Origin of the sequence: Bacteroides sp. An51A, assembly GCF_002161565.1 — a bacterium.
Taxonomy (GTDB): domain Bacteria; phylum Bacteroidota; class Bacteroidia; order Bacteroidales; family Bacteroidaceae; genus Phocaeicola; species Phocaeicola intestinalis.
Genome location: NZ_NFIC01000008.1, coordinates 128,564 through 140,710, shown reverse-complemented (window position 1 = coordinate 140,710; position 12,147 = coordinate 128,564). Strand labels below are relative to the sequence as shown.

Below are 12,147 nucleotides of genomic sequence, written 5' to 3'. Positions count from 1 at the left end.
GAATACTTTTTGTAGAAATTCAAAACAGTTTTTGTTAAGTTTGCGCCCGATTTCATATGAATGAAGTCGGGCGTTTTTAGTAATAATAGTATGAGTGCATTTCTTGTAAGATTATTAATCTTCATGCCGAAAGATTATTAATCTTCACGCTGTAAGATTAATAATCTTAGAAGCTGTTTTGAATTTATCGTGCGATGATTTGGGATGAGTTTTTGAGGCATTTTCGCTTCTGTGATGAGGAAGATAGCGGGCTATCTGACGAAGAACAGGAGCGAAAAGGACCAAAAAATCGCCCAAAGCACACACGAAAACGGATACATCAAGCCAAGAAAAACTTTTTGGAGAAATTCAAAACAGCTTCTTACAAACAATGCAGCTATATTGGGATGAGTTTTTGAGGCATTTCCGTTTGTGTGATAAGGAAGATAGCGGGCTATCTCTGACGAAAACAAAAACGGGAAGAACCCCCAAAATCGCCCAAAGCACACACGAAAACGAATACATCAAGCCAAGAAAACTTTTGGAATATTTCAAAACAATTTCTTATTGCCATACAAAGATTATTTTTTCACCCAATCATGGAAACTAAGGAATAGGTTTCTTTGACAGAGAAGGTAAAAAAATGTATCTTTGTAAAAACATCAACCCAACCATTATCAACTTTTTACATAAAATACAATAGAGCAACATGAAACTTCAAAAACTGATTGGCTTGACGGCTGGTTTGTGCCTAAGCGGCATAATTTACGCCTCCGCTCAAACGCAACTGACCGACTATGTAGACCCGCGCATCGGGTCGGAAGGACTGGGACGGGTATTTATCGGTCCGTCTTGCCCTTATGGAATGGTCAAACCTTCGCCCGACTGCACTCCTTCACCCAATAGCGGCTGGCTGCCCATGCCTGAACGGGTGGACGGATTCTCGCAAGTACACGTAAGCGGAACCGGAGGAGGTCCCAAGTATGGGAATATTTTAGTGACGCCTTTCTGCAACGGAATGGACCAAACCCAACACTTGGATTATCGGGCTTACGAAAATATCCGGCTGGGATATTACGATACCCGATTTAAGCAGAGCGGCATCCGTACGGAAATCACCACCACGGAGCGGGCTTCGTTCTACCGCTTCACCTATCCCGCTGATTCCTTGAAATCATTGGCTATCGATGCCGGTTTCTTCTTGGGAGAAAGCCCCGTGCCCGATGCACGTGAAGCCCAACAGTTCGTAGGTTCGGAAATAGAAATCCTGTCCGACCATGAAGTGAGCGGCTATACCCGAATCCGGGGAGGCTGGAACAACGGACGCGCCTATACGGTTTACTTTTACGCCGAAACCGACAAGCCTTTCACCCAGTGCCGCACATGGAAAGGAAGCAAGATAACCGACGAACGCTCCCAATTCGATTCGTATGAGAAAACCGGCGCCTTGCTCCGTTTTGCCCAAGGAGACTCGGTGGTGCAACTGAAAATCGGCATCTCTTTCCTGAGCAGCCAACGTGCCAAGCACAATGCCCATACCTACATTCCCCACTGGTCTTTCGAGAAAGTGCATAACGGCCTGCTGGCACAATGGGAAAAGCTGTTCAAGGCGATTGAAATCGCTCCCGAAACTCCTGAATCGCAAAAGCGGATGTTCTATACCGCGCTCTATCACACGATGATTATGCCCGTAGACCGCACCGGAGAGAATCCGCTTTGGAACGACCCTGAGCCTTATTACGATGACTATTACGCCATTTGGGACACTTACCGCACCTCTACCCCACTCATCACACTTATCGACCCGCAACGCGAAACCGACATCGTGCGCTCGCTCATCACCATCTATAAACGGGATGGATACATGCCCGATGCACGAAGCGGAAACGCCAACGGACGTACGCAAGGAGGCTCGAATGCCGAAATCGTCATCGCCGACGCTTTTGTGAAAGGCTTGAAAGGCATCGACTATGAACTGGCACTGAAAGCCATGTTGCAGGATGCTACCGCAGCACCCGGAGGAAATCAGGAAGCGGAAGGACGGGGCGGACTGGTCCCCTACCTGGAATTAGGCTACATCCCGTATGGCATTCCACGTGCAGGAAACCGCACCGTAGAATATGCGTATTGCGATTATGCCATTGCTCTGGTGGCAAAAGGTTTGGGCAAAGAAGACCTCTACCGGCAATACCTGAAACAATCGGGCAACTGGAAAAACCTGTGGCGAAGCGATTACGAACACGAAGGGGCAAAAGGATTCATCATGCCGCGCGACAAGGAGGGGAACTGGCTCGACCAGATACCTTTCGGTAACTCGAAAGTGCAGAAGCCTACGTACACCTACACACCGGTCACCTTCGAAGGACCGTGGTACACCCCGTGGTGGGACATGTTCTTCTACGAAGCCAGCTCGTGGGAATACTCGCTCAGCATCCCTCACGATGTGCCGGGGCTTATCGCACAATGCGGAGGGAAGGAGAAATTCGAAGAACGCCTCGACATCTTCTTCGACAAAGGGTTTTATAATGTGAACAACGAGCCTTCGTTCCTTACCCCCTGCCTGTATCACTGGATAGGGAAACCCTGGCGGAGCGATGACCGCATCCGCGAAATCATCACCACCCACTTTAACGACTCTCCGATGGGACTTCCCGGAAACGATGATTCGGGAGCGATGTCTTCGTGGCTTGCCTTCCACATGACAGGACTTTATCCCAATGCCGGACAAGACTATTATCTGATACATGCCCCGATGCTGAAAGAAACCACCTTCCATCTGGAAGACGGAAAAGACTTTACCATCCGAGCAGAACGCCTCTCGGACGAGAACCGGTACATCCAGTCGGTTACTTTGAACGGGAAGGATTACCCTTACTCCGCCCTGCGCCATAAAGACCTCGTGGCTGGCGGCGAACTGGTATTGAAGATGGGAAACAAGCCCGGCAAATGGGGAACAGAATTAGGATTATAAACGAATATAGTTGCATCATGAAAAAGATATATCTTCTCTCTTTATTGATTATAGGTGCATGCTGCACCGGAAGTATATGCGCGCAAACCGCCCTGCCTGATACATTACTGTTCGTGTTCAAACTCCACGGACAGACCCGCAAATACGAAATGTCATTCCGCGAAAAGAACGACACGTTGCGCATCGACTGGCGCATCTTGCGGAACCTGCATTGGCAAAAAGGAAGCTACCTGATGGCTCCCGCATCGCAAGAAGCGGGAAACTCATTATGCTTCCTCCAGCCCGTAGATAAAGAAAACCGCCTGTTAGGCATAAACGAAACCGCCTACATGCTCTCACGCCAAGCCTACAAGGAACTGAAGACGACCGGGGCATTTCACTATAACCAGACGGTTTACAAGAAAGGAAACAAAAAAGGAGAAGCCTTGGAATGCCCGCTCATCTATTGCATAGACCAAACCGAAGGAGCAGAAATATGGATATTGGATAATGAGTCCCTGCCCTTGGTATGGAAGATGCAGAACAATCCGCTGAACGTAAACTGGCAGGTAGAGCATCCTTCTGCTACATACAAGGATCCGATAGAGGTAGTGGTACACCGGGGCGCCAACCATTTGGCACCCGAAAACACGGTGGCTTCGGCATACGCAGCTTTGGAACACGGTGCCACGTGGATAGAGCTGGATGTACGGAAAAGCAAAGACGGAGTGCTGTATAACCTGCACGACGAGACCCTCGACCGCACCACCAACGGGCAAGGCGCATTAGCCGATATGAATTCTGACGAAGTGGACAAATTAGACGCAGGAAGTTGGTTTGGAAAAGAATATGCCGGCACACGTATTCCCCGCATCTCGGAAATGCTCGATTCACTCTACGGAAAAGCAAATGTATTCTTCGATGTGAAACGCGGCACGCCCGTAAAAGACCTCGTAAGACTGGTCCGCCTGAAAGGATTCGCCACGAACAGTTTCTTCTGGTTCGCCGATGAAGGAATGCTGAAAGAGTTTGTCCGCCTTGCTCCGGAAATGAAAATCAAGGTAAACGCTGGTGACATCGCCCGCCTGCAATATTGGATGACGGTATGCCGCCCGTCATACGTAGAAATCAATCCCGAACAAATCACACCGGAATTCAAGGCGTTCTGCAAGGCTAACGGCATCCGCATTATGGCAGCTATCCTAAACGCAAATGAAAAAGCCTATCGCACTGCTATAGAGAAAGAGCCAGACTTGGTCAATCTAGACCAGCCTGAACTTTTTCAGAAAGTGCTTGCCGAATAAAAGACGATTTCACTTATACACAAGAAAGAGGCTGTATCAAAATGAAAACTAATTTTTATTTTGATACAGCCTCTTTTTCTATCTAAAAAATCGACCTTTATTTATACTCGTCCCAACTCTTGATGGCAATGTCATCAATGCTCATCGAGCAAAATGCATTGATAAACGCACTTGCCAGACGGGCATTTGTTATCAACGGGATATTCAAGTCAATAGCCGCACGACGAATCTTGTAACCATTGGTAAGTTCACCTACCGACAAGTCACGCGGAATGTTCACCACCATATCGATTTCTTTCTTATGAAGCATCTCAAGTGCCTGCGGATGTCCTTCTTCGCTGGGCCAGTACACACGGGTATTCTCAATGCCGTTCTCGGTGAGGAACTTCGAAGTACCGCCAGTAGCATAGAGATTATAGCCTTTCGCCTTCAATGCACGCGATGCCTGAAGCATATCCACCTTCTGCTTGGTGCTACCCGTAGAAAGCAGAATATTCTTTTCGGGAATACGATATCCCACCGAAAGCATCGCTTTCAGGATGGCGCATGAAGTATCATCACCCAAACAACCGACTTCGCCCGTAGATGCCATATCCACGCCCAATACAGGGTCGGCTTTCTGCAAGCGGTTAAACGAGAACTGGCTCGCCTTGATGCCTACATAATCCAGTTCGAAGAGGTTCTTTTCGGGTTTCTCTACCGGAAGACCGAGCATCACCTTAGTGGCAAGTTCAATGAAGTTTATCTTGAGCACCTTGCTCACGAACGGGAACGAACGGGAAGCACGGAGATTACACTCAATCACCTTGATATCATTGTCGCGGGCAAGGAATTGGATATTGAATGGTCCGGAAATGTTCAGTTCCTTGGCTATCTGACGGGAAATGCGCTTGATACGGCGCACCGTCTCCACATACAGTTTTTGGGGAGGGAACTGAATGGTAGCATCTCCCGAATGTACACCGGCAAACTCGATATGCTCGGAGATGGCATAAACGATAATCTCACCGTTCTGAGCCACGGCGTCCATTTCCACTTCCTTGGCATGTTCGATGAACTGGCTCACTACTACCGGATGTTTTTTCGATACATTGGCGGCAAGCTGCAAGAAACGTTCCAGTTCGTCTTGGTTGGAACAAACATTCATAGCGGCTCCTGAAAGTACATACGACGGACGTACCAATACCGGGAAACCGACTTTCTGAATAAAGGCGTTGATGTCGTCCATCGAAGTCAATGCGCTCCATTCGGGCTGGTCTACACCGATGCGGTCGAGCATAGCCGAGAACTTATCGCGGTCTTCAGCATTGTCGATACTCTTGGCGGATGTTCCCAGAATATTCACTTTTTGTGCATCGAGGCGCATGGCAAGATTGTTTGGAATCTGACCGCCAGTCGAAACAATGACTCCATGCGGATTTTCCAAGTCAAGAATATCCATTACGCGTTCAAATGTCAGTTCGTCGAAATAGAGACGATCGCACATATCATAGTCGGTAGAAACCGTTTCGGGATTATAGTTAATCATTACCGAACGATAACCTTCCTCGCGGATGGTATTCAATGCCTGCACGCCGCACCAGTCAAATTCCACCGATGAACCGATACGGTAAGCTCCCGAACCAAGCACCACAATACTTTTGTGGTCGCCCAAGTAATGCACATCGTTTGCCACACCGCTATACGTCAGATACAGATAGTTGGTCTGTGCAGGATATTCAGCGGCAAGGGTATCAATCTGTTTTACGACCGGAAGTACACCGATGGCTTTACGGTACGCACGCACGGCAAGAATACCGTCTTCCATCTCACCTTGATAACCGATGGCACGTGCCACCTGAAAATCGGAAAATCCCTGACGTTTGGCTTTATAAAGCAATTCTTTCGGAAGTTCGGAAAGCTGTATATGATTGTTCCCCCATTCGTGCAGTTCTTTGGAAGTCTGCATAATGTTTTCCAGTTTGTAAAGGAACCATTTGTCTATCTTGGTCAGGTCGTGGATTTGGTCAACGGTATAACCGGCACGCATCGCCTTCGAAATAACAAAGATACGCTTGTCGGTAGGTTCGCGCAATGCCTTGTCGATATCGGCAATGACCAGTTCTTTGTTTTCTACAAAACCGTGCATGCCCTGCCCTATCATACGAAGGCCTTTCTGAATCGCTTCCTCAAACGTACGTCCGATAGCCATAACCTCGCCTACCGACTTCATCGAAGAGCCTAACTCACGGTCTACACCGTGGAACTTGCCCAAGTCCCAGCGCGGAATCTTGCATACCACATAGTCGAGTGCAGGTTCGAAAAATGCCGATGTGGTCTTGGTCACTGAGTTCTTCAGGTCGAACAGTCCATAGCCCAGTCCCAACTTGGCAGCTACAAATGCCAGCGGATATCCTGTTGCCTTCGATGCCAGTGCAGAGGAACGGCTCAGACGGGCATTTACCTCAATCACACGATAGTCTTCCGATTCAGGGTCGAAAGCATATTGCACATTACATTCGCCCACGATACCGATGTGACGGATGATACGGATGGCAAGCTCGCGCAGCTTATGGTATTCACTGTTGGTCAGCGTCTGGCTCGGAGCAATGACGATACTTTCACCCGTATGAATGCCCAGCGGGTCAAAGTTTTCCATATTGCAGACCGTGATGCAATTGTCGAACCGGTCACGCACTACCTCGTATTCCACTTCTTTCCATCCTTTCAGGCTCTTTTCCACCAAAACCTGCGGAGAGAAGGAAAATGCTTTTTCCGCCAGCACATTCAGTTCTTCTTCGTTATCGCAAAAGCCTGAACCAAGACCTCCCAAGGCGTATGCTGCACGGATAATAACCGGATAGCCCAAGTCGCGTGCCGCCTGGCGTGCCTGCTCAATATTCTCGCAAGCCTCGCTCTTGATGGTCTTCACGTTGATTTCATCCAGCTTCTTCACAAAGAGTTCGCGATCTTCCGTATCCATAATGGCCTGTACGGGAGTACCCAATACCTGCACGCCGTATTTCTCGAACACCCCTCCCTGATAGAGAGCGACACCGCAATTCAATGCCGTTTGTCCGCCAAACGAGAGCAACACCCCATCCGGACGTTCCTTATCGATGACTTTCTCCACAAAATAAGGAGTGACAGGAAGGAAATAAATTTTATCAGCCACACCTTCCGAAGTCTGCACCGTAGCGATATTGGGATTGATAAGCACCGTTTCGATACCTTCTTCCTTAAGAGCCTTCAGTGCCTGCGAACCGGAATAATCAAATTCGCCAGCTTCACCGATCTTCAATGCGCCGGAACCCAGCAACAATACTTTCTTTATGTTATCTTTCATTGATATTTCTATAATTAGTTGTTAGTTCTTATTCCTTTTTTGAAACGCAGATTAGCGCAGATTCACGCAGATTAAATTTTTTATTAAAATAATCCGCGGAAATCTGCGTTAATCCGCGTTTTATCCTAAATCTCAGAGCAGTTTCACGAACTCATCGAAAAGGAATTCCGTATCTGTAGGCCCGCTGGCTGCTTCCGGATGAAACTGAGCCGAGAACCAAGGATTGCATTTGTGGCGGATTCCTTCGTTCGAGCCATCGTTCATGTTGATGAAAAGCGGTTCCCAATCGGCTCCCAAGGTATTATTGTCCACCGCATATCCGTGATTCTGCGAAGTGATGAAACAACGCTCCGTCCCTACCATACGTACCGGCTGGTTATGGCTCCGATGACCGTACTTTAACTTATATATTTTTGCACCTCCTGCCTTCGAAAGCAACTGATTCCCCATACAGATACCGAAAATGGGAAGTTTTTCGTTCTGCATCGCTTTGCGGATGTTCTGCACAGCCGCATCGCACGTATCAGGGTCGCCCGGTCCGTTGGAAATAAAAAGCCCGTCAAAGTCCAGTCCGTTAAAGTCGTAATCCCAAGGCACACGGATAACCTCCACACCGCGCTTGAGCAGACAACGGATGATATTGGACTTCACCCCACAATCCACCAACACTACCTTCTTGCACCCGTTACCCTCGTTATAGCGAATCACTTCCTTACACGATACTTTATCCACATAGTTCACTCCGGCGTATTGCGCTTCGGGAACGTTGTCCGGTTCATCATCGAACACAATCTTTCCCATCATCACACCGTGCTCACGCAACACCTTCGTAAGTTCGCGTGTGTCAATGCCTGTGATACCGGGAATCTGCTCACGCTTCAACCAGTCCGCCAAGCTCTCCACAGCATTCCAGTGGCTATACCGCTCGCTATAATCACTCACGATAATCGCCTCAGCATGTATTTTTTCACTCTCCATAAAAGTAGGCAAACCGTTCGCCTCGAATGTGAACGGAGGCACCCCGTAGTTTCCTACCAGCGGATAAGTCAACGTCATCAGCTGACCTGCATACGAAGGGTCTGTCAGGCTTTCCGGATATCCGGTCATCGCCGTATTAAACACCACTTCACCCGCTACCGGCTTCTCATAACCGAACGACTTGCCGTGAAACCGGCTCCCGTCGTCAAGGATTAACGTCACGTTTCTCATTCTAATCTAATTCGTCTTTATTGTTTTGTGTTTTTTTCTTATTCTTAGTATAAAGATAAATTCCTATAGCAACTAAACAAAGGCCTATCAGCAAATTATCCGCTATTATCGCAATACCCATACCTAAAGCTATAAATACAAGCCAAAGATAATTTTTGTCCTTTTGTTCACTCATTGCTTTTTATTATCTTTCTTTCCTTTCAAACCGCAATCAATAGTAATGCCAACGAGTAAGCCTAAGGGCATCCATAAGGCTATGTTATCAAGGCAAACACCGATTGTCACTCCCAGCATCAGCCCTACTGCCAAACCATATCCGGCATCAAATTTCGATTTGTTTTTCTCTTCCATATCACTTTTTCATTTGTTCATCCGACCATTTCTGAAGGCGTTCGTATTCCTCTTTTGTAAGCCGCATAAACGAACCATGCTGAGGATGGGCTACGCCTTCAAGGGTAACGGGCGAATGAAAATTCTGAAGATATTCATCAGCCTGGCAAATGCGGTACCGCTTGGGATTGGACGAATACTCGATGTAGGCAACGCGCCACGTAGAATCGCCCACCAGCTGGAATGCCGAGCAGCCTTCGCACTTCTTGTTGCCCTCGAACTTCACATAATCGTTTTCATCCTTTATCTTATAAGGTCCGGTCAGTTTGTCAGAAGTAGCGGCAAAGATGCCCGGCGTACCTCCCTCTTTCTTGATAAGCATGTGGTAAAGCCCGTCGGCAGGCACATAGTTGATGTCAGCATCAATGGTAGCATATCCCCAGTCGACCAGCACACGAGGCTTGGTCAATCGGGTGAACGAAGCATCGGCGTACGAATAAAATACCCGGTCGTATTGGTCCTCGGCAGGATTGAGCAAGGAATAATAAATCATGTATCCTCCTTTGGTTCCGTCGGGCCATACATAAGCAGGGTCCCAAAAGATTTGAGGTGCCCATACCCGCTTGATGCCGGCATAATCCTTATACACATCCGGTGAATCGGGATCGCAGAAAATATCCGGTCCCTTGCGGAAGTCGAAGGTAGTAGAAGTCCAATGAATCAAATCATCGCTACGGAGCAGGTTGATGCCATAGTTAAACCATTGCTTGCTCTTTCCGACACACATGTCAGTAGTAACCATCAGATAACCTTTCCCGTCCGAAGTGCGGCAGATAAAAGCATCGCGCGCGCCTCCCTCAATAGGCGAAAGCTTCTGCACATCATACACGGGACCTCCGTCCAACAGGTCGTGATAGTTCAGTCCGTCGCGGCTCAAGGCGTATGCCGTCCATTCCCCGCGTCCGCTCATGTGGCAATACAGATACCCGTAATCGCCTTTCTGCACATTTTGCGCATGTCCTCCGGCAAGAACCAAAGCTGCAACCGAAGCCAAGAAAAATCTTCTCATACCTTATTATATATAGGAGTTAAAATTGGTATATTTGTTCAATGTAATCAATAAATGCCTTGTTGACCAGTTTCACGCCCCCTGGAGTAGGATAGTCACCGCTGAAGTACCAGTCTCCTTCATGGTCGGGACAAGCCTCGTGCAAGCCATCGAGCGTCTGGTAAACGATTTCCACTTTTGCCTGTGTGCCCACAGGGGTAAGAAGTTCCACCATCTTGCGTGAGATTTCCTCATCGGTAAATGGCGCATAGATTTCTTTCACATAATTCACCATGTCTTCTTTAGGCAAGCCCACTTGCTCTTTCGACTTACGGTATGCATCTTCGATGACGCGACGCATCCCCCTGTCCTCCAACAAGGCAATAGCGGCACGGAAAGCAATGAACTGCTCCATACTTGCCATATCAATGCCGTAATAGTCGGGATAACGCACTTGGGGCGAAGATGACACAATGACAATCTTTTTCGGATGCAAACGGTCGAGAATACTAATAATGCTCTGCTTCAACGTAGTTCCCCGCACGATGCTATCGTCGATTATCACCAGGTTATCGGCATAGGGCACCAGACTTCCATACGTTACATCATATACATGGGCGGCAAGGTCGTTCCGCGTATTGCCTTCGGCGATAAATGTACGCAACTTGATATCCTTGATAGCTACCTTTTCGCTCCGGATGCGTTGCGACAGGATTTGTTCCAGTTCCGTATGGCTGGGCTTATGCCCCAATGCCTCGATGCGCTGCACCTTGAGCTGGTTCAGGTAATTGTCGAAACCTTCCAACATGCCATAAAATGCCACCTCCGCCGTATTCGGAATAAAAGAAAATACGGTATGCACCACATCGTAATCGATTACTTTCAGAATCGGATCCACCAGTTTCTGCCCCAAGAGTTTCCGTTCGCGGTAGATATCCATATCGCTTCCCCGGCTGAAGTAAATGCGTTCGAACGAACAAGCCTTCTTCTTCTTCGGCTCATTGATTTGCTCCAGACGCATCTGCCCCTTCTTGTTCACCCAGATAGCCTGCCCGGGCAAAAGTTCGTTGATGCTGTCTGCAGGCACATTCAGTACCGTCTGAATGACCGGCCGCTCGGATGCAAGTACCATAATCTCATCGTCCATATACCAGAATCCCGGACGGATGCCCCACGGGTCACGCACGGCAAACGCTTCACCGCTTCCCGTCAGCCCGCATATCACATATCCTCCATCCCACTTCGGAGTAGAAGTCTTCAACACATTGGTAATGTCAATACGGTCTTCAATCGTATGCGTAATGTCCATTCCTTCCAGCCCTTCCGCCTTACATTCATTATAAAGGCGTTCCACTTCGCGGTCGAGCCGGTGCCCCACCTGTTCCAGCATGATATACGTATCGGCATACTTGCGCGGATGCTGACCCGCGGCTGTAATGTCGGCAAATATCTCATCGACATTCGTCAAGTTGAAATTGCCGCACAAGGCAAGGTTCTTTGCCCGCCAATTATTGCGCCGCAAAAAGGGATGCACATACGAAATGCCACTTTTGCCTGTGGTAGAGTAACGCAGATGCCCCATATAAAGCTCGCCGGCAAAAGGCAGGCATTGCTTGGCATATTCCGCATCTGCCATCTGTTCGGGAGTAAGCTCTTTGAAATAACCGTGCACCGTTCCGAATATTTCGGTAATCGCTCCCGACCCTAACCCTCTTTCACGGAACATGTATTCCTCTCCCGGATTTGCCTGAAGCTTTACACACGCCAGTCCGGCACCTTCCTGCCCGCGGTTGTGCTGCTTTTCCATCAACAGATACAACTTGTTGAGCCCATACATCCATGTTCCGTATTTCTCTTGATAATATTCCAACGGTTTAAGCAACCGTATCATCGCTACTCCGCATTCGTGTTTAAGTGGTTCCATATTGCTCGTTTTCGTTTAGTCGCCGTTAAGATAAAAAAAATACCTGAATTACCGAATCGGTAAGTTCAGGTATTCATG

10 protein-coding genes are annotated in these 12,147 nt (G+C 48.2%); 4 read left to right on the top strand and 6 right to left on the bottom strand.

The features are described from left to right. Positions 1-194 precede the first annotated feature (194 nt). From B5G04_RS19995 to B5G04_RS20595, 4 genes are all read left to right on the top strand, one after another. Entirely contained in the window at positions 195-398 is a 204-nt protein-coding gene (locus tag B5G04_RS19995) for a hypothetical protein (RefSeq protein WP_158098102.1), read from the top strand. Beyond that, positions 371-589 (top strand): hypothetical protein, encoded by a 219-nt coding sequence (locus tag B5G04_RS20165; RefSeq protein WP_162612732.1) that lies wholly within the window; start codon positions 371-373, stop codon positions 587-589. The genes B5G04_RS19995 and B5G04_RS20165 overlap by 28 nt, the downstream gene beginning before the upstream one ends. 99 nt (positions 590-688) lie before the next feature. After that, entirely contained in the window at positions 689-2,950 is a 2,262-nt protein-coding gene (locus B5G04_RS15835; protein WP_087398012.1) for a GH92 family glycosyl hydrolase, read from the top strand. A gap of 17 nt (positions 2,951-2,967) precedes the next feature. After that, positions 2,968-4,233, top strand: a complete 1,266-nt coding sequence (locus B5G04_RS20595; protein WP_239414124.1) for a glycerophosphodiester phosphodiesterase family protein — start codon at positions 2,968-2,970, stop codon at positions 4,231-4,233. Between the two features lie 97 nt (positions 4,234-4,330). On the opposite strand, the gene carB is transcribed toward B5G04_RS20595, so the two are convergent. The 6 genes from carB to B5G04_RS15805 form a co-directional block, all read right to left on the bottom strand. Further along, positions 4,331-7,558, bottom strand: a complete 3,228-nt coding sequence (gene carB, locus B5G04_RS15825) for a carbamoyl-phosphate synthase (glutamine-hydrolyzing) large subunit (protein ID WP_022041171.1) — start codon at positions 7,556-7,558, stop codon at positions 4,331-4,333. A 132-nt stretch (positions 7,559-7,690) separates the two neighbouring features. Continuing rightward, on the bottom strand, positions 7,691-8,767 hold the full coding sequence (gene carA, locus B5G04_RS15820; RefSeq protein ID WP_022041170.1) for a glutamine-hydrolyzing carbamoyl-phosphate synthase small subunit: 1,077 nt from the start codon (positions 8,765-8,767) through the stop codon (positions 7,691-7,693). 1 nt (position 8,768) lies between these two features. Further along, a complete protein-coding gene (locus tag B5G04_RS19990) occupies positions 8,769-8,942 on the bottom strand; it encodes a hypothetical protein (protein WP_022041169.1) in 174 nt (57 codons plus the stop codon). After that, entirely contained in the window at positions 8,939-9,118 is a 180-nt protein-coding gene (locus tag B5G04_RS15815) for a hypothetical protein (protein WP_022041168.1), read from the bottom strand. Before B5G04_RS15815 ends, B5G04_RS19990 begins: the two co-directional genes overlap by 4 nt. A gap of 1 nt (position 9,119) precedes the next feature. Beyond that, entirely contained in the window at positions 9,120-10,166 is a 1,047-nt protein-coding gene (locus B5G04_RS15810) for a glycoside hydrolase family 43 protein (RefSeq protein ID WP_087398011.1), read from the bottom strand. 19 nt (positions 10,167-10,185) lie between these two features. Next, positions 10,186-12,069, bottom strand: a complete 1,884-nt coding sequence (locus tag B5G04_RS15805; RefSeq protein ID WP_022041166.1) for an amidophosphoribosyltransferase — start codon at positions 12,067-12,069, stop codon at positions 10,186-10,188. Between the last annotated feature and the right edge of the window lie 78 nt (positions 12,070-12,147).